At 62.3% G+C, this 18,503-nt stretch carries 15 protein-coding genes and 2 pseudogenes; 10 read left to right on the top strand and 7 right to left on the bottom strand.

The features are described 5' to 3' along the window. Positions 1-172 precede the first annotated feature (172 nt). From J2R78_RS39550 to groL, 3 genes are all read left to right on the top strand, one after another. Positions 173-1,681, top strand: a complete 1,509-nt coding sequence (locus J2R78_RS39550; protein ID WP_253609040.1) for an amidohydrolase family protein — start codon at positions 173-175, stop codon at positions 1,679-1,681. 293 nt (positions 1,682-1,974) lie between these two features. Beyond that, a complete protein-coding gene (gene groES, locus J2R78_RS39545) occupies positions 1,975-2,289 on the top strand; it encodes a co-chaperone GroES (RefSeq protein ID WP_229157899.1) in 315 nt (104 codons plus the stop codon). Positions 2,290-2,379: 90 nt separating this feature from the next. Continuing rightward, positions 2,380-4,026, top strand: a complete 1,647-nt coding sequence (groL, locus tag J2R78_RS39540; protein WP_253609039.1) for a chaperonin GroEL — start codon at positions 2,380-2,382, stop codon at positions 4,024-4,026. Between the two features lie 716 nt (positions 4,027-4,742). On the opposite strand, the gene J2R78_RS39535 is transcribed toward groL, so the two are convergent. From J2R78_RS39535 to J2R78_RS39515, 5 genes are read right to left on the bottom strand one after another with little or no spacing between them, the layout of a single operon-like run. Then, positions 4,743-5,885 carry a CaiB/BaiF CoA-transferase family protein gene (locus J2R78_RS39535; RefSeq protein WP_253609038.1) on the bottom strand — a complete coding sequence of 381 codons (1,143 nt, stop codon included), beginning with the start codon at positions 5,883-5,885 and terminating at the stop codon, positions 4,743-4,745. Next, the gene (locus J2R78_RS39530; protein WP_253609037.1) at positions 5,882-6,898 is read right to left on the bottom strand and encodes an NADPH:quinone oxidoreductase family protein; all 1,017 of its coding nucleotides are present in this window, start codon (positions 6,896-6,898) and stop codon (positions 5,882-5,884) included. Before J2R78_RS39530 ends, J2R78_RS39535 begins: the two co-directional genes overlap by 4 nt. Then, on the bottom strand, positions 6,898-7,671 hold the full coding sequence (locus J2R78_RS39525; RefSeq protein ID WP_253609036.1) for a crotonase/enoyl-CoA hydratase family protein: 774 nt from the start codon (positions 7,669-7,671) through the stop codon (positions 6,898-6,900). The genes J2R78_RS39530 and J2R78_RS39525 overlap by 1 nt, the downstream gene beginning before the upstream one ends. Before the next feature lie 16 nt (positions 7,672-7,687). Beyond that, positions 7,688-8,905, bottom strand: coding sequence for an ABC transporter substrate-binding protein (locus J2R78_RS39520; protein WP_253609035.1), 1,218 nt, complete (start codon positions 8,903-8,905; stop codon positions 7,688-7,690). After that, positions 8,902-10,092 (bottom strand): CaiB/BaiF CoA-transferase family protein, encoded by a 1,191-nt coding sequence (locus tag J2R78_RS39515; protein WP_253609034.1) that lies wholly within the window; start codon positions 10,090-10,092, stop codon positions 8,902-8,904. Before J2R78_RS39515 ends, J2R78_RS39520 begins: the two co-directional genes overlap by 4 nt. Positions 10,093-10,181: 89 nt before the next feature. Here J2R78_RS39515 and J2R78_RS39510 point away from each other — a divergent pair, with 89 nt between their 5' ends. Then, positions 10,182-10,823, top strand: a complete 642-nt coding sequence (locus tag J2R78_RS39510; protein WP_253609033.1) for a TetR/AcrR family transcriptional regulator — start codon at positions 10,182-10,184, stop codon at positions 10,821-10,823. Continuing rightward, a complete protein-coding gene (locus J2R78_RS39505) occupies positions 10,820-11,872 on the top strand; it encodes a hypothetical protein (protein WP_253609032.1) in 1,053 nt (350 codons plus the stop codon). Before J2R78_RS39510 ends, J2R78_RS39505 begins: the two co-directional genes overlap by 4 nt. Before the next feature lie 10 nt (positions 11,873-11,882). Here J2R78_RS39505 and J2R78_RS39500 read toward each other — a convergent pair whose 3' ends face one another. After that, positions 11,883-13,439 (bottom strand): AMP-binding protein, encoded by a 1,557-nt coding sequence (locus J2R78_RS39500; protein WP_253610032.1) that lies wholly within the window; start codon positions 13,437-13,439, stop codon positions 11,883-11,885. A 43-nt stretch (positions 13,440-13,482) separates the two neighbouring features. Here J2R78_RS39500 and J2R78_RS39495 point away from each other — a divergent pair. From J2R78_RS39495 to J2R78_RS39475, 5 genes and pseudogenes are all read left to right on the top strand, one after another. Further along, positions 13,483-14,232, top strand: a pseudogene (locus J2R78_RS39495) (MFS transporter); the annotation flags it as partial. Positions 14,233-15,118: 886 nt separating this feature from the next. Beyond that, complete coding sequence (locus tag J2R78_RS39490; RefSeq protein ID WP_253609031.1) at positions 15,119-16,561, top strand: FAD-binding oxidoreductase; 1,443 nt, start codon at positions 15,119-15,121, stop codon at positions 16,559-16,561. A 46-nt stretch (positions 16,562-16,607) separates the two neighbouring features. Further along, positions 16,608-16,718, top strand: a pseudogene (locus J2R78_RS39485) (SAM domain-containing protein); the annotation flags it as partial. A gap of 46 nt (positions 16,719-16,764) precedes the next feature. Then, on the top strand, positions 16,765-17,103 hold the full coding sequence (locus J2R78_RS39480; RefSeq protein ID WP_253609030.1) for an adenylate/guanylate cyclase domain-containing protein: 339 nt from the start codon (positions 16,765-16,767) through the stop codon (positions 17,101-17,103). Further along, positions 17,100-17,402: a hypothetical protein gene (locus tag J2R78_RS39475; protein ID WP_253610088.1), complete on the top strand. Its 303-nt coding sequence runs from the start codon at positions 17,100-17,102 to the stop codon at positions 17,400-17,402. The genes J2R78_RS39480 and J2R78_RS39475 overlap by 4 nt, the downstream gene beginning before the upstream one ends. A gap of 228 nt (positions 17,403-17,630) precedes the next feature. Here J2R78_RS39475 and J2R78_RS39470 read toward each other — a convergent pair whose 3' ends face one another. Beyond that, positions 17,631-18,377, bottom strand: a complete 747-nt coding sequence (locus J2R78_RS39470; RefSeq protein ID WP_253609029.1) for a substrate-binding domain-containing protein — start codon at positions 18,375-18,377, stop codon at positions 17,631-17,633. Between the last annotated feature and the right edge of the window lie 126 nt (positions 18,378-18,503).

Genomic DNA, 18,503 nt, shown 5'->3' with positions numbered 1-18,503 from the left:
CCGCGCTCTCGCAGCAATGAAGAGAGCAAGCCCGGGCGTACTGCGTGTGATGGGTTCATGCGCGGCTGAACAGGAGAGGTCGCCTAGTCGGTCCACCTAACTGATTGGGAGTGGCCAACGCACACCTCACGCGCGCACTGCTCAGCACTAGCCAACAAACGGGAGGAGAACAATGAGCACCTGGCTTAGTGAGCGAGAACAGCGTCTCGTCACGGGCGCGGAGGTTGCATCGGCTGCAACGCCTATACCGACACAGATTGTTTCCAACGGCGAGTATCTCCCGCCCCCGCAGAGCGCCACGCAGAAGAAGGTCGAGGCGCGGATCAACGAGCTCGCCGACGTGAACGGCAAGCACCTCGGCTTGAGCCGCAGGCAGTTCCTGCACACGAGCTGCGGCATGGCGGCAGCGTTCCTCGCCATGAACGACATCTACGGCAATGTTTTCCAGGTCGCGCCCGCCGAGGCCCGCGAGCCCGAGCTCATGCTGGCGCGCGCGCAAAGCCTCGCCGACCAGTTCATCTTCGATGTCCAGACCCATTTCGTGCGCGACGATTTCAATCACGCGGAGCTGTTGGACCTCGGCAAGTTCGCGAGCGAGCACTGGAACCCGAAGATGAAGGAGGGAGGCGTTTCCTCGCTCGCCCGCTACAAATTCCAGAACTACGTGAAAGAGGTCTACTACGACAGCGACACCAACATGGCGCTCCTGAGCGGCGCGCCATTCGATGACCCGAGCTGGTGGCTCCTGTCCAACGAGCAGATCGTCAAGGCGCGGGAGCTGATCAATGACTTCGCCGGATCGCGGCGCCTCTTGGCGCACAGCGTCATCACCCCCAAGCAACCCGGCTGGATGGACGAGGTGGACAAGGCGATCGAGGTCTACAAGCCGGAATCCTGGAAGTCCTATACGATTGGCGATCCGCTGGCGCCCTCGAAGTTTCCATGGCGGCTCGACGACGAGCCGGTGATGTATCCGTTCTACGAGAAAGCGGTGAAGGCCGGCATCAACACGCTGTGCATCCACAAGGGGCTGCTGCCGCCCGACTATGAGAAGTCGTTCGCCGGCGTGTGGGAATACGCAACGGCGTGGGACATCGGAAAGGCCGCCAAGGATTGGCCGCAGATGAACTTCGTGATCTATCACTCGGCGCTGCGGCCATTCCTCGAGTTGCCCGACAAGGCGTGGGCGGAGTTCGAGCAGACCGGCCGCATCCAGTGGGCCTCCGATCTCGCGGAGATCCCGCAGAAGTTCGGCGTCACCAATGTCTATGCGGAGCTCGGCACGTCCTTTGCCAACTCGGCAGTGGCGCATCCGAAGTTCTGCGCCGCGCTTGTCGGCACGCTGATCAAGGGGATGGGCGTTGATCACGTCATGTGGGGCACCGACTCGGTCTGGTACGGCTCACCGCAGTGGCAGATCGAGGCGCTCCGCCGGCTCGAAATCCCGGAGGATATGCAGAAGAAGTACGGCTTTGTCGCGCTTGGCGACGCCAACAGTGCTACCAAGCAGCTGATCTTCGCGGGCAACGCAACCAGGTTCTACAAGATCAAGTTGAAGGCGGCTGAGAACACCAGGATGCCGGCCTTTTCCGAGGACCGCCTCGCGGCACTCAAGAACGAGTACATGCAAGCCGCGAAGCAACCATCGAACCTGCGCTACGGCTACGTTCGCGCCACCTAGGTGAACGGGGCCAGCGGCGCGGGCAAGCTCCGCTGGCGCAATGGACGCGCGGCTGCCGCAAATCCGACTTCGGCATAGGGGCAATCGCGTCGCTTTTGGCCCGTTTGCCGGATGTCTGCTTATCCTCTGACAGCGGCGGAATAGCGGACATCCCCAACCGCTGCTTGGACCAACAGGCGACATGGGTTGAAGCCCTTGCACCCAAGTGTCACAGGCTTATGTGAGGAGCGGCGAGCACTCGCTCATTGCGACTGCCAATCCAGCAATAATCACAAAAAGCCAAGGAGGATCGCATGAAATTCCGTCCGCTTCACGACCGCATCGTGGTCAAGCGCATCGAGGCTGAACAGAAGACCGCAGGCGGCATCATCATTCCCGACACGGCCAAGGAAAAGCCCTCCCAGGGCGAAGTCATCGCCGTTGGTCCCGGCGGCCGCGACGAGAGCGGCAAGCTGATTCCGATCGATATCCAGGTCGGCGACCGCGTGCTGTTCGGCAAGTGGTCGGGCACTGAGGTCAAGATCGACGGCCAGGAGCTGTTGATCATGAAGGAGAGCGACATCATGGGCGTTCTTACCGACGTCGCCGGCTCCAAGAAGGCGGCCTAACGCCGACCGGCGCAAACGCTCACCCCTGAGGAGTGCCTGCCGGTGCTGCCTTGCAGGTGAGAGACGAATTTCAATTCTGGGAGGACAAATATGTCAGCTAAAGAAGTCAAATTAGGCGTCGATGCCCGCGACCGCATGCTGCGCGGTGTCGACATCCTCGCCAATGCCGTGAAGGTCACTCTCGGTCCGAAGGGCCGCAACGTCGTCCTCGACAAGTCGTTCGGCGCGCCCCGCATCACCAAGGACGGCGTTGCCGTCGCCAAGGAGATCGAGCTCGAGGACAAGTTCGAGAACATGGGCGCCCAGATGGTGCGCGAAGTCGCCTCCAAGTCCGCTGACGCGGCCGGCGACGGCACCACCACCGCGACCGTGCTCGCGGCTGCGATCGTGAAGGAAGGCGCCAAGTCAGTCGCCGCCGGCATGAACCCGATGGATCTGAAGCGCGGTATCGACCTCGCGGTCGAAGCCGTCGTGGCCGACCTCCAGAAGAACTCGAAGAAGGTCACCTCGAACGAGGAGATCGCCCAGGTCGGCACCATTTCGGCCAACGGCGATGCCGAGATCGGCAAGTTCCTCTCCGACGCCATGAAGAAGGTCGGCAACGAGGGCGTGATCACGGTCGAGGAAGCCAAGTCGCTCGAGACCGAACTCGACGTCGTCGAGGGCATGCAGTTCGACCGCGGCTACATCTCGCCCTACTTCGTCACCAACGCCGACAAGATGCGCGTTGAAATGGACGACGCCTACATCCTCATCAACGAGAAGAAGCTCTCCTCGCTGAACGAGCTGCTGCCGCTGCTGGAGGCCGTGGTGCAGACCGGCAAGCCGCTGGTGATCGTCGCTGAAGACGTCGAAGGCGAAGCGCTCGCCACCCTCGTCGTGAACCGCCTGCGTGGCGGCCTGAAGGTCGCGGCCGTCAAGGCGCCGGGCTTCGGCGATCGCCGCAAGGCCATGCTACAGGACATCGCGATCCTGACCGGCGGCCAGGCGATCTCGGAAGACCTCGGCATCAAGCTCGAGAACGTCACGCTGCAGATGCTCGGCCGCGCCAGGAAGGTGATGATCGACAAGGAGAACACCACGATCGTCAACGGCGCCGGCAAGAAGGCCGACATCGACGCTCGCGTTGCCCAGATCAAGGCGCAGATCGAGGAGACCACCTCGGACTACGACCGTGAGAAGCTGCAGGAGCGTCTCGCCAAGCTCGCAGGCGGCGTCGCGGTGATCCGCGTCGGCGGCGCGACCGAGGTCGAGGTGAAGGAGCGCAAGGATCGCGTTGATGACGCGATGCATGCGACCCGCGCGGCCGTCGAGGAAGGCATCGTTCCGGGCGGCGGCGTCGCCTTGCTCCGTGCCTCTGTGCATCTCAAGGGCATCCGGACCAAGAACGACGACCAGAAGACCGGCGTCGAGATCGTGCGCAAGGCGCTGTCGGCTCCCGCTCGCCAGATCGCGATCAACGCCGGTGAAGACGGCTCCGTCATCGTCGGCAAGATCCTGGAGAAGGATCAGTATTCGTTCGGCTTTGACAGCCAGACCGGCGAGTACGGCAATCTCGTCACCAAGGGCATCATCGACCCGACCAAGGTGGTTCGCGTCGCGATCCAGAACGCCTCCTCCGTGGCGGCGCTTCTGATTACCACCGAGGCCATGGTAGCCGAAGTCCCGAAGAAGAGCACCGGCGCTGGTGCCGGCGGTATGCCCCCGGGCGTTGGGATGGGTGGCATGGACTTCTGAGTCCAACCGTTCAGCGCTCAAGAGAAAAGGCCCAGCAGCGATGCCGGGCCTTTCCGCATTACCATTGTCGGTATCGGACGGAAGGCGGTGAGGGGCAGCAGTGGCCGTTGCGGCTAGCACACGCGTTCACTTTATCGATTGATTCCGATAGTTGGCGAAGAAGTCATTCCTCGGAGCCACGCAAATTTTACCGTGAATTCAAGACGGAAAAGTTAGGGCGGATATGCCGTCGGGATTTGTCTGTCGGCTTTGAGAGATTGTGCTTGCAACTCAACGCGGTAGTGTAGTCCTAAACGATAGAGTGGGAGTAGTGGAAACGGCCGCTACAGCGTGCTTTAGCGTAGAGTTTAGTTGGGCACGCCGCATTTACGTTCATAGCCGGGCACTCTCCAGAGTCGTGACCTCACTTAACCTGATCGCATCAAGCTGTCATTCTACTTTCGCTAAGCCAGTAACGTTGCGCATTCCAGCGTGTATTCGGCGCGGTTCTGGAAAGGCGGGCGGCCAGTCGCCGCGGCGGACGCCAATCCATGGAAAAACGTTGGCGAGGTGGCTCGAATGCTTGTTCAAGGAAAGACAATCAAGAGAGTGGTTCTCGTAGACGGCGCGGTCGCATCGATGCCCCTCAGCGGAAAGCAGGTCTCCGAACACCTAGGCTCCCGCTCGTGAAGCTTTCCCGCGGCCGCGTTTGTGTCGTGGAGGTATCACGGCAAAGCTCAACTCCAGCCGCTCAAAAGGATGGTAGCGGAGTCCTGTCCGACATCTGGAGCCGGACGCAGATCCCCCTCGAGGTCGGCCGCCTTTCCTGGGGTTCGTGGCGCCACAACGCCTCCGACGTTAGGAGTTTCTGTGCGCAGCGCGCCGCGGGTGGCCTCGACCTGTTCGTTGGCTACCCATTCAGAAGGGTTCAGAATCCGGTCCGCGATGAGATCCGACGCATGAAGTCTTTTGAGCCATGACGCCGTGGTGTCGGTCGGGAAGACCTTCTGAAGTTCGGCGGCGAGTTCGTCGGCACAATCGGCGCGCAGCGCGAAGCTGGCGAACCGCGGATCCCTGGCAAGGTCCTCCCGCTGCAGGGCGGAGCACAGCCGGCCGTACTGCGCTTCCGTCACAAGAGTGACCATGATCCAACCGTCGCTCGTCCGGTAGCTGCCGGCTGGCACGTTGAGGAGGCGAGGCGCGCCGCCTTCGAGAACGTGTTCCGCGAACTTGTGACCAAGCAGCGCTGCGGTCGATTGCGAGAGGCTGACGTCGATGTGCCGGCCATTGCCGACCGCATTGCGGGCAAACAGCGCGGTCGAAATGGCCTGAAATCCGTATAGACCGGTGCAGACGTCGGAAAGCGTGGCCCCGACCCGATGCGGGATCCCGTCGGCGCCCACGTTGACCGCGACAAGGCCGGCGAACGCCTGGCCGACGGAGTCGGAGCAGGGGCGCTGCGCGTAGGGGCCGTCCTGTCCGAAGCCGCTGATCGAGAGATAGATGAGGCGGGAATTGTCGCGGCTCAGCGCATCGTATCCGAGGCCGAGGCGATCCATCACCCCCGGACGGAAGCCCTCGACCAACACGTCAGCTGTTGCCGCCAGCTTGCGCGCGGTGGCGATTGCCTCGGGTTTCTTGAGGTCGAGAACGAGGCTGCGCTTGCCACGGTTGTAGACGGCCGACAATGCCGAATGACTGCCGTAGGTCGTACCCAGACGACGCGACCAATCGCCTTCAGGAGGTTCGACCTTGATCACGTCGGCGCCGTTGGCGGCGAGGAGATAGCCCGCGTACGGCGAAGCCACGCCCTGACCGAAGTCGAGGACGCGCAGTCCGCGAAACGGGGCTTCGTGGGTTGGCTGCAAGGACGCGGTCATGCTCGTTGCTCCGGTATCAGGACGATCTTGCCGACGACCTTCCGGCTTTCGACGCGGCGCATCGCTGTAGCGAAGTCCGCCAGCGGCAGCGAACCGTCGACGGGCGCGCGTAATTTTCCGGCTTCGAAGAGGTCAAACATCTCTCCGTAAAGGATGCGGACCTTCTCACGCAGCGCGGCATCCGCCTTAGTCTTGCCCCACGCCATATAGAATCCCCAGTATAGACCGATCACGGTGAGGTTCTTCACCAAGACTGTGTTCGCGGGAATCTCCGGAATGCGGCCCGCGGCGAAGCCCATCGGAATCAACCGCCCGAGCGGAGCGACGCAGCGCAGGGACTCGTCGAAAACGTCGCCGCCCACCGGATCGAACACGACGTCAGCGCCCCGGCCGCCGGTGATCTCCAGCACGCGATCCCGGAATCCGCCTCTGCGGTAGTCGATGGCGTGATGGGCACCGTACCGCTTCACCGCTTCGATCTTCCGTTCGCCTCCAGCGGTCGCGATGACCGTTGCTCCCAAAGCGCGCCCGACCTCGACGGCGGCCAAACCGCTGGCGCCGGCCGCGCCGTGGACGAGCAGGGTCTCGCTGGATTGAAGGTTCGCGCGCCACTTAAGGCCGGCATAAGCCGTCGCGTAGATGGTCGGGAAAAGTGTCGAGCCTTCGAAGCTCAAGGAATCGGGGATGCGGAAGACATTGGCCACATCAACGATCGCTTCTTCGGCGAACCCGCCGGATGGAAGACCAGCGCAGACGCGGTCGCCGACCTTGAGATCGGTCCGGACGTCGGACGCGATCTCGCTGACGACGCCGCCGATCTCGGTGCCGGGTACGAACGGAATACTCGGCCGGTTTTGATGCTTGCCGGCGATGAACAGGAGGTTCGCGAAGCTCACGCCCGCGGCTCGCACCGAAACCCGGATAGTACCGGGCTCGATTGCCGGTGAGGTTGTATCGTCGTAGACGAGGTCGTCGATCCCGCCGAAGCGATGTCCTATCACCGCGCGCATCATCAATTCTTTCCTACCTGACCGTGGCGGCCGGATCCGGAGGCGAAGCGACCGGCCCCGGCCTGCGCTTCCTTGGCGCGAGCTTCAACGGAGAGCTCGGTCTCCAGAGCAATGGCGTCCTTCTCCGAGAGGTTCCACTGACGGATGGCCGACATACGGTCGGACCGCATTGCGATCTGCGGAAACGCAGCAATCTGACGCGCGAGCTCCACCGCCGCGCTCAGAGCCTTGCCTGTCGGGACAAGCCGGTCGGCCAGCCCCATCGCAAGTGCTTCCGTCCCGGAGACCTTTCGTGCCGTCAGAAGCAGGTCGAGCGCTCGGCCGGCGCCGATGAGGCGCGGTAAACGAACGGTCGTTCCATCGCTCATCGGAACACCCCATCGCCGGGAAAGAACGGCGAAGGTGGCGGTCTCCTCGGCGACGCGGAGATCGCATCTGAGGGCGACCCCGAGGCCTCCCGCGCAGGCGTAGCCCGCAACGGCGGCGATCACGGGCTTCGACATGATGCCATGGCATGGGCCGTCCGGATCGCCGGCCCATGGCTTGTATTCGTGGCCCGCAGCGAGCTCCTTCAGATCCGCGCCCGCGCAGAAATGCCCACCGGCGCCGGTCAGGACTGCGACGGCCTGGCTCTCGTCGCGGTCGAAGCCCCGCAGCGCCTTCGCAAGCGCCGCGGCAGTCTCGTTGTCGAGAGCGTTGCGGACCGCCGGACGATTGATGGTGATGACCGTGACCAGGCCGTCGTTCTCGACCAACAGCTTCGGATCGTCCGCCATGCTCAACCTCCTTGGGTCAGTGGGTCTTGAGCAACGGGCATTTGCTCTCCTCGACCGGCCGCCAGGCCTTATCGCCCGGGATTGTCGCAACGATCTTCCAATAATCCCAAGGCCCCTTTGATTCCTCGGGCTTCTTGACCTCGGTCACGTAGAGATCGCGTAGCAGGCGACCGTCGGCTCGGATTTTTGCGCCGTGGGTGAATCCGTCTTCGACGGGCATCTCGCGCATCTTCGCAGCGACCTTGTCTGCGTCATCCGTGTTTGTCGCCGCGATCGCCTTTAGGTAGTGCAGGACCGAGCTGTAGACGCCGGCTTGAACGATGGACGGCGGCCGGCCCATCTTGTCCCAGAAGCGCTTTGCGAACTTTCGGCTACCGTCGTCGAGATCGTGATAGTAGGTCGTCGACGAGATCAAGCCTTGTCCGTCCTTCAGACCCATGGCGTTTACGTCGTTGATGAACATCAGGAACGTGACGACCTGCGTGTTCGGGCCGATAACCTTGTATTCCTGCGCCTGCTTGATGGCATTGCTGGTGTCGCTGCCCGCGGTCGCCAGCGCCATGACCTTGGCGTCAGATCCCTGCGCCTGAAGCAGATACGATGAGAAGTCGGGCGTATCCAGCGGTGCACGGACGCCGCCTACGATTTTGCCGCCGCCGGCCTGGATCCGCTTCGTCGCTTCAGCTTCCATCGACTTGCCGAAGGCGTAGTCGGCCGTGATGAAGAACCAGGTGTCTCCGCCGCGCTTCAGGACGCCCTCCGGGGGCGCCGCAGCGAGTGCGTAGGTGTCGTACATCCAGTGAAAGCTGTAAGGCGAGCAAGCCTTGCCGGTGATCTCCGCCGTCGCCGGGCCCGACAGCAAGATGATCTTCTTCTTCTCGCGCGAGACGTTCTGCATCGCCAGAGCCGCCGCGGACGAGCCGCCGTCCGCGATTACATCGACTCCTTCGGCGTCATAGGCCTTTCTTGCAAGGTTCGATGCGATATCGGGTTTGTTGGCGTGGTCACCTGAAACGACCTCGATCATCGCGCCGGCGACCTTACCGCCGAAGTCTTCCGCAGCGAGTTCGGCAGCGACGATGGATCCCTTGCCCCCCGCATCGGCATAGATTCCCGTCATGTCGTTGAGAATGCTGATGCGAACGACATTGTCCGATACCTGGGCGAGAGCCGAGGACGACATGAAGCCTGCGACCAAGGCAGCCCCCAATGCGGCGATTGATTTTCTTTTCATTGTCTTCTCCCTTCGGTTTTTGCCTGAACGATCGTGCCGTCTTCGATGAAACGATCGATCTCTGATTGCGAATATCCGTGCTCCGCGAGCACCTCCGTGGTGTGTTCGCCCAGCCGGGGCGGAGCGGGCAGGCGGGCGCCTGCGGCCGACGTGCCGGGGAGCAGCGTAAGGGGCAGCCCTTCGAATGCGCCGCCCTGCAGCGTCGCCTGCAGCCCCGAACCACGGACGTGCGGATCGTCGAGAAACTCTCGATAGCCCTGCACGGGACCGCACAGCACGTCGTGCCGTTCGAACGCCTCGATCCAGTACACGCTCGGCCTGGTATGGAGGATACGCGCGACTTCCGCCGTGATCTCGCCTGCATGGTCGAGACGTCCAGCTTCCGTCACGAATCTCGGGTCCAAGATCCAATCCGCCTTGCCTAGCGCCTTGCAGATGCCATGGAACATCGCGTTTGACACGCAGGAGAGATTGATGTGCCCGTCCGCAGTCGCGAAAGTTCCGATCGGCACACTCAAGGGCACATTCGGCTGGCCGCGGCGGCGCAGCGCGTCGTCGACGATCGGCATGGCTTGAAAGGCCGCGGCGACCTCGACCAGCGAAATTTTGACGTGCTGCCCGCCTCGCTTCGTGAGGCGGCGATAGAGGGCCGCGCCTACCTGTTGCGCTGCATAGACGCCGGCAGCCGTGTCGACGGCCAACATTCCGATGCGTCGCGGCGTGTCTTGCGAGTCGCGATTCATTTCCATCATTCCGGTAAAGCCTTGAATGATGGTGTCGGTGGCTGGTCGCTTTTCGTAGGGGCCGGCCCCGAAACCGAGAATCGAGACGTAGATGAGATCCGGATTGTCGGGCCGCAACTGGTGGTCAGCGATCTGAAGACGATCGACGACGCCCGGCCGGAAATTTTGGATGACGATGTCGGTGCTCTTGGCGAGCCTCACCAGGAGGGCGCGCCCTTGCTCTCTGATTCCATCAATGCAGACGGCGCGCTTGCCGATATTCGGAACCAGACTGAAAGCCGTGTGCCCGTCAACGGCACCGCCGATTGCGCGCGCCCAGTCGCCCGACGGAGGCTCGACCTTGATCACCGACGCACCACCTCGCGCGAGGATCGCGCCGCAATAAGGGCCAGCAAAGCCCTGGCTGACGTCAAGCACGCGTACGCCGGCGTAGTCGTCCAGCATGGCGGCACCTCCTTAGATACCCAGTAGTATGTTGCAGGATACTGAGTAGTATGTTTGACTGTCAACCTCGTTCAGGGGAGAGCAGATCATTGAGCAAGATCGGCAAGGTCGAGGTAGGGGAACCGCTAGGCGACCGACGCGTCGAACTTCTGGACGCGGCCGCGCGCGCGTTCATGAGGCAGGGATTTGCCGCGACTTCGCTTGACCGGGTGAGCGACGAGATCGGCTCGACCAAGGGCGCGATCTATTACTACTACCGGAGCAAATCCGAGCTGTTCTTTGCGGTCCATCGCCGTGGGATGGAGTTGACCAACGCGGCAATCCGCCCGCCCTTCGAATTGCAGGTCGCCCCGCGAGAGCGGCTGCACGGCATGGCTTTCGCGCACACGCTGCTAGTTATCGATCACCTTCCGTACCTCCGCGTGATAGCCCAGGGACTGGAAATGCATCTGCTCGAGCGCACCAACGAAAGCGAACGAGCGGAACTCGCGGAAGTGGCCGCGCTGCGAGAAGCCAACGAGAATCTCTACATTCGCGTCATCAAGGAAGGCGTGGCGTCCGGAGATTTCCGCAGCGTCGATGCGAAGCTCGCGGCCAAGCCGCTGCTCGGAGCGTTGAACTGGACGTCGCGTTGGTATCAACCTCGCGACGGCGAGACGCAGGCAAACAAGAAGAAGCTGGCTCAATCGATCGCCGATTTCGTCACGGCTGGCCTGGAGGCGAAGAAGTGAAGACAAAGAGCCACGAAACAGCCGCTGATGTCGCAGCGTATCGCGCCATAGACTTGATTTATCACTCCTACCTGACTGGCCTCATTCTCAAGGTGTCGTCGCAAGCGGGGCCGCAGCGCGCGGCAGAAATCGTTTTCCGTACCTTCCGCCGTCAACAACTGGCCCGCTTCCTTCCCGGTCTGAAGAAACTCGGACTTGACGGTTTGCCGAACGCAGTGGCCTGCGCACAGTATCACTACCTGTCCAATCAGGTCGGCGGCGTGAAGGTCGAATACGTCTACGAAAGCGACAAAAAGGCGTGGGTCCGGTACCCGCCGCCGCGATGGATCTGGTCGGGTACGGCGATCTGCGGGATCCCTTCGGACGTATCGCGCGCCATGCTACGGGGATGGCACGCCAACAACGGCGTCGTTCTCGGCAATCCGCGACTGGGTTTCGTCTGCACCGGCCAGACCGTCGATGGGCAGCCCGGGTTGGAGGGTTACTACAAGGAGTGGGATCACGACCTGGCTCCCGAGGAGCGGCTGCAGTTCTCGCCGGGAGAGCGTTGCCCGGCCTTCGATCCGGAGCGTGCGCCCAAACTTCCCGAAAATACCTGGCCCGAAGAACGGCTTCTCAAGGTGCTACGCAACTACTCGATGGAGTACATTACTTCGATCGTCCCGGAGGCCGTCGTTACTCTCGGTCCGGACGAGGGCGGGCATCTAGCTGGCGCAGCGGCCAGGCTGATCGGTATGCATACTTTCGACGAAGTCGTGACGCACCTCGGCGGCGTCGAGCCGGGCGCTGCCGGCTTCGCGAACGCGTTCGCGCGGATCGCGCGCGGGCAGGGCGACGACGCCGAACTGAGCCAGGACGGAAACGCCTTCACCGTCCGTCAGACGTCGTGGCGTCTGATGTCGGAACGAGAGAACCTCTCGCCGTCGGTGTTCGATGCCTGGAACGAACTCTGGGTCGGCGCCGCGCTGGCGCACGACCGCTTCATGAGGATCGACGTCACTGAGCGGCGGGATCGGGGCGACGCATACTGGGCGTGGCGCTTCCGCTGAAGGTCGTTCGCTAATCCAGTTTGTCGAGCGTGCCGGCGGCCAACGCCTCTCGCAGCCTGAATTTCTGGACCATGCCGGACGCAGTCAGCGGAAACTCGGTACAGGCGAACCAGAGCGTCGGCGATTTGTGGTGCGCCATCGCCCCGCGGCAGTGCTCGATCAGCTTCTCCGCGCATCCGTACGCGTTCGGTGACAGGCGGACGGCGGCCGCTACGACCTCTCCCCACTTTTCGTCCGGAGCCCCGAACACTGCGACATCGGCGACGTCGGGATGCCGCAGAAGGCAGGCTTCGACCTCGACCGGATAGATGTTCTCTCCGCCGCGGATGATCATGTCCTTCAGCCGGCCGGTGACGCGCAGGTACCCGCGCTCATCAAGCGTCCCAAGGTCACCTGTGCGCAGCCACCCGTCCGTCGCGATGGCCTGGCGCGTGTCCTCGGGCGCTTCGAAATAGCCAATCATCGTCTGATAGCCGCGGACCTGAATCTCGCCCTCGCTGCCGATCGGCCGCACCCGTAGATCGATCGGATCAGCGATCCGCACCTCGACATTCCAGAGCGGCTTTCCGACGGTGTGGACAAGCTCCGTCTCGGGGTCGTCGACGCTTGTCTGGGCGACAATCGGGCTGAGTTCAGTCTGGCCGAAGACCGTAAGGACGGGAAGACCAAGCGCTTCCTTCACCCGCCGATGTATCTCCGGGGAGACCGGAGCGCCTCCGGACAGCGCGACGCGCAACGACGAAAGGTCGCGCGGTGCGGTCTTCATAGCGTCGATCAGCGCGAGCAACATCGTCGGAACGCCGAACATGATCTCGGCTTTTCTCGCTTCGATAGCCTGCAGGACCGTAGGCGGATCGAAGAACAGCGGTAGAATTAGTGTCGCGCGCGATGTCATGCATCCGAGAACGCTCATCACAGATCCCGCCGTGTGAAAGAGCGGCATCGGGCTGAGCAAGACGCCGTTTTCCAGTCCGGCCTTGGCCGCAATGTAGCTCGCGTTCGTCACCAGGCCGCGGTGATGGAGCAGGGCGCCCTTGGGACGGCCTGTGGTTCCAGACGTGTACTGGATCTGCGCAGCATGTCCCGGGTCGATCTCGGGCAGTTTCGTAGCCGGCGCGCTCCGGATCTCCTCGAGCCACCCTTCGAAGGAGTAGCACTTGAGGCCGATCTTCTCCATTTCGCGGGCGACGGCACCGGTGTCGACGCCGCGGAAGCTCGACAGATGGAAGAGGGCGGAGGCCTTGGACTGACGCAGGACGAACTCCAGCTCGCTCGGCTTGAATGCCGGATTGGCTGTCACAAGGATCACGCCAGCGAGCGCGGCGCCGTACTGCAACACAACCCACTCGGGCACGTTCGGTGCCCAGACGCAGATGCGGTCGCCCGTGTTGAACTTCCCCAGCGGCCAGCTCGCGCAGCGGCTCGCGTCGTCCTGCAACTGAGCGTACGTCCAGCGCCGATCGGTTTGTGCGGCGCCCGCCGGCGAAGGCACAGATGCCGGCACGACCTCGATCAGCGCGATGCGATCTGGAGCCTCAGCGGCCGTCGTGGCGAGCGCAGTCCCGATGCTGGCGTCGATAATGGCCCGCGTCTTATCCGCAGGCCAATAGGCAAATCGCTGGGGTTGGCGGGTCGCTTTCTACAGCACGGGCATCGGTCCCATCGCGATGGTGATCGCATGTCTTCTGATCGAGGGGCGTCGGCCCGCTCCGAAGGCAGGGCGGCTGTTGAATTTCGGGCTCGTTTTCTCAAACCGCGAGGCTCTCGGTTACATCTTCGGTTATGGAGCCCACTGCTTCGAGCTGTACGGCATTCGTACCTGGCTGGTCGGATTCTGGACCTTCGTCGTCGCTCATCAAAGCGCACCCTCGTGGTTGACGCCCGTGCTAATGAGCTTCTGCTTCGCGGTGATCTCGATGCCGGCCAGCATCCTCGGCAACGAGACCGCATTAAAATTCGGACGACATCGCGCCATCACGATTGTGATGATTGCATCAGCGTGCATTGCGATCATCATCGGTCTCAACGCGACCGCGCCTGCGTGGGTGCTCGCGTTGCTGCTGCTGATTTATGGCCTGACAGTACCGGCGGATTCCGGCGCGTTAACGGCCGGCATGTCCGCTGCGGCCGTCTCCGAGCATCGTGGTGCGACGCTGGCTCTGCACTCCACCGTCGGCTTCGGGCTCTCAGCCGTCGGTGCTTGGGGGACGGGCGTCGCGCTCGACGCTGCGGGCGGACCGCAGAGTGCGCGCGGTTGGCTGCTGGTGTTCACCGTTCTCGCAGCCGGGATTCTGTTGGGTCCATTAGCGCTGCTATGGGCGCGGGGGACGCAATCCAATAGGTCGGTATCCGTGGAGTAGAAAGTCGGTGCGGAGGGACACTGCGTATGCCCAACAAACGCCTCGCTTTGTCGATCGACTCCGATAGTTGCCGAAGTAGCCACTCCTCCGTCCCGTGCAAATTTTCCTGTGAATTCAAGACCGAAAAATTGCGGCGGGTATACCGTCGGGATTTGTCCGTCAGACCTCCAAGATTTGTCCTTGCAACGGCGAAACGTCGATCGAAATGATAGAGTGGGGAGTAGTGGGAACGGCTGCTACCGCGTGGTTTGGCGTAGGTTTGGGTGGGGCAGTTCTCCGCTTCCTTTCATAGCCGGGCACTCTCCAAAGTTGTGACCATCCACTTATCCTGAATCGCGGTCAGACTTTCATCCTGCTTCTGCCAGGTGACTATTGTGCCGCATTGCAGCGTGCAGAAAGGTCGGAGCCGGGTAGGCCCAAGCCTCACAGTCGAAGGAAGGCAGCTCTTGGCACAAACCGGACGTTCAGCCGGCCCCGCATGTCTCAGAAGGCCATGAGCTGACTTGCGAGAAGTGGTAGCTGCTGGCGCAAAGCGGACATCGGCCGGCGAATTGACTTCAGCGATCGGGGCCAGAGCGGATACCATCCGTTCCGATACCCCGAAGTTCCCTCTGCGGACCGGATTTTCTGGGTTTCGTTTGCCGGTACCTGCGCGGGGTTGTAGGCGCTCCTCATCCGCGAGACATTCTGTCGCAGAACCATTCGTTTGCCGGAGGACTAACCTCCAGGCGGAAATCTGTCGTTCGCAATTCGAGCGGCATGCAACGGGCGATCCTGCGCCGTCAAGGTTGCAAGAGCCGTGGGCGGTGGTCGCCCCTTTGCCGATCTGTCCAAGAGCATGAAGCGGACTGCTGCAATACTGACCACTAGTCACGGAGGAGATGCCATGACGGAGATCCGGTTGGCCTCGCTGCAGGGCGGGGCGACTACGCTTGAAAGCGATGCAATTGCCGCCTTTCGCCAAACCTTGCGAGGCAACGTTTGTCTGGCCGAGGAGCCAGGCTACGATGAAGCACGCACGATCTGGAATGCGATGATAGATCGCCGCCCAGGCGCGGTCGTGCGCTGCAGAGGGGCCGCAGACATCATTCGTGCCGTACGGCTTGCGCGTGAGCACGGCCTCTTGGTCGCCGTGCGCGGCGGCGGCCATAACATTGCGGGCAATGCCGTTTGTGACGGCGGGCTCTTGATTGATCTTTCGCTGATGCGCTCCGTCCGGGTTGATCCATTTCACCGCACCGCGCGCGTGGACCCGGGGGCAACGCTTGGCGACTTCGACAAGGAGGCGCAAGCTTTCGGCCTCGCCACCCCGCTCGGGATCAACTCGACGACCGGCGTTGCGGGATTGACGCTGGGCGGCGGCTTCGGGTGGCTTAGCCGCAAGTTCGGGCTTGCCGCCGACAACCTGATCTTGGCCGACGTGGTGACGGCCGAAGGCGAGCTCGTCCGGGCAAGCATCGCCGAGAATACCGACCTGTTCTGGGCGCTGCGCGGAGGCGGAGCCAATTTCGGGGTGGTGAGTTCGTTCGAGTTCCGCCTGCATCCTGTTGGTCCGATGGTTCTGGCCGGACTCATCGTCCACCCCTTTGCGCGGGCGAAGGAGCTGCTCGCGGGCTATCGCGACGTCGCCGCCAAGGCGCCCGACGAACTGACGGTGTGGGTGGTGCTCAGGCAGGCGCCGCCGCTGCCGTTCTTGCCCGCCGAGGTTCACGGCAAGAAGATCGTCGCGTTCGCCGTCTGCTATGCGGGAGATGAGAACGAGGGCAAGCATGCATTAGAGCCGCTGCGCGCGCTCGGAGAGCCGATCGCTGACGTGATCGGCATGCAGCCCTTCGCGGCTTGGCAGACCGCGTTTGACCCACTGCTCACGCCCGGCGCCTGTAATTACTGGAAGTCGCACAATTTCGTTGAGCTCAACGACGGTCTTCTCGACACGCTGGTGAGCCATACGACAAGCCTGCCGACCGGGGAGTGCGAGATTTTCATGGGTCAGCTTGGTGGCGCCACCGGTCGTAAGGCCGTCGACGCCACGGCGTTCCCCCACCGCGATGCGAAGTTTGTCATGAACGTTCACACGCGATGGCGCGATCCGGCGGATGAGCAACGTTCGATCGCCTGGGCGCGCAGGCTCTTTACTGAGACCGCGCCTCACGCAACCGGCGGCGTCTACGTCAATTTCATGCCGGAGGACGAGACCGATCGCGTAGTCGGCGCCTACGGCCCGAACTACGCTCGTCTTGCCGCGCTGAAGGCCAAGTACGATCCCGGCAACCTGTTCCGGCTAAACCAGAACATCAGGCCGTCCGCCGCACAGCGACCGGCCGCCTGACAAGAAGAGGAGGGGATCCGCAATCGAGGGGACTACGGAGACGAAGTTGGACATCGGAGAATGGCTGCGCAGCCTGCGTCTGCAATCCTATGAGCAGACGTTCCGCGACAACGGAATTGACCTTGAGATCCTGCCCCACCTGACGGTTGAAGATCTCAAGGAGATTGGAGTCCAGGCCGTCGGCCACCGGCGGAAGCTTTTCGATGCAATCGGCCTGCTACCAGCGGACCTGGCGGCGGGCGCGGCCCGTCGCGTCGGTGGAGCGCCGACAGCTCACGCTCATGTTCGTCGACCTCGTCGGCTTGACCGACCTCAGCCGCCGTCTAGATCCCGAGGAGCTGCGCGAGGTGATGCGGGCCTACTCGAACACGGTGGCGGGAGAGATTGCGCGACTGGAGGGCCACGTCGCGAAGTTTCTGGGAGACGGAGTGCAGGCCTATTTCGGCTGGCCGCGCGCAAGCGAAGATGCGGCAGAGCAAGCTGTCCGGGCGGGACTTGCGGTGGCAACAGCGTTCAGCGGCATGTCGTCAGGCGCAGGATGAACAAGGACGCGCTGATTTCACGGCTTGCCGTCGAGATCGACGAAGTCAGCGACCATAGCGCCGCGTTGTCTGACGAGGAGAGGCAGCGCAAAATGGCCGAGCTATCTGCCAGTCGGCTGGCAGCGCAGCGGTTAGAGGCGGAATTGACCTGGCGGACGATGCACGATGGCGCGGCGATCATACCTCGAGCCGACCTTGCGCCGGCGGCTGTGCTCGGCGTCAAGCTGGTTTCGGCGGCCCCCGCAGTCCCTCGCGAGGACGAGGGTCAAGCCGGCATTGTCCACCGCGTCGGCCCATAACGCTTTCCGATGCGCCGCTGCACGGCATGGTCTGGCGGCGCGGCTCGGCGGGTGGGCATTCCTGACGCGGCCCACCCGCCGGGAGCCGTTCTCAACACCACAAGGCGCTCGCGATGTCCGCTGTGCCTCTGACAGCGGCGCAACGGCGGACATCATCGGAGGTCCGAGTTGGGCCATAGGCGGACGTTCGGTCGGAAGGCATCAACCTGTACAGTCTAGTCGAAAGCTTCAGCCAGGCTCCATGCCGTATGCCTTGATGACAGTTGCGGCGTTCGGAGCTGTCAGTGCCTTGACCAGAGCCTTCGCGGCCTCCGGTTCTTTTGCGCCAGTGTGGAGGCCGGCTGAAAACACCGTAATCTTCTGAAGCTCTGAGGGCAGCGGACCAAGATAGTCGATGCCTTTTTCGTGGATCAGTTCACTGATCTGCTGAAAACCGATTTCCGCTTCACCACTTTCGATCATCGTGCTGATCCGGCTGCCAGAGGGGACCTGTTTCATTTTTGACTTAACCTGATCGGCGATACCCATACGCTCAACCAAGTTGAGCATATGATCCCCGCTTGGTCCGCTTGAATAGCCGATGGACTTGGCTGCGAGCAGCGTCTTTTTCAGCGCTTCGCTCGATCCGATATCTGGTTTCGATGCGCCTGCCCGCACTGCGACACCAACACCTGATTTCATCAAATCCGTCCGAGTGCCGGACGCTATTTTGCCTTGCTGTGCGAACGCATCAATTACTGGTGCCCCGACGATAACTAGATCGTACGTTTCTCCAGCCGCTATGTGCTTTTTAATATTCGCGGTGCCTGTAAATGTGATTGCAACTTTGTGACCAGAATCGTTCTCGAAAGCGGGAAGTATTTCATTGATGATTTCCTTTGTCGCGCCCGAGGCGAGCACTTTGATTTCCGCGGCGCTCGCAGCGCCGGATACAAGTAGGAACACTGCCGTAGCGACTATAAATCCAGACTTCATGTCAGCCCCTAGTTGTTGGACTTCGACACTCGAAGCTAGCATGCAGTAAATGAAAACGGGGAATTCTGTCGTCCGCTTCGGGTCTTGGTCGTGTAAAAACGCCAGTCCCGAGGCAGTCGGGACTGG

Source organism: Bradyrhizobium sp. USDA 4538 (assembly GCF_024171045.1).
GTDB classification, from domain to species: domain Bacteria; phylum Pseudomonadota; class Alphaproteobacteria; order Rhizobiales; family Xanthobacteraceae; genus Bradyrhizobium; species Bradyrhizobium australafricanum.
The sequence above is the reverse complement of the archived record's forward strand: the minus strand, read 5'-3'. Positions and strand labels throughout refer to the sequence as shown.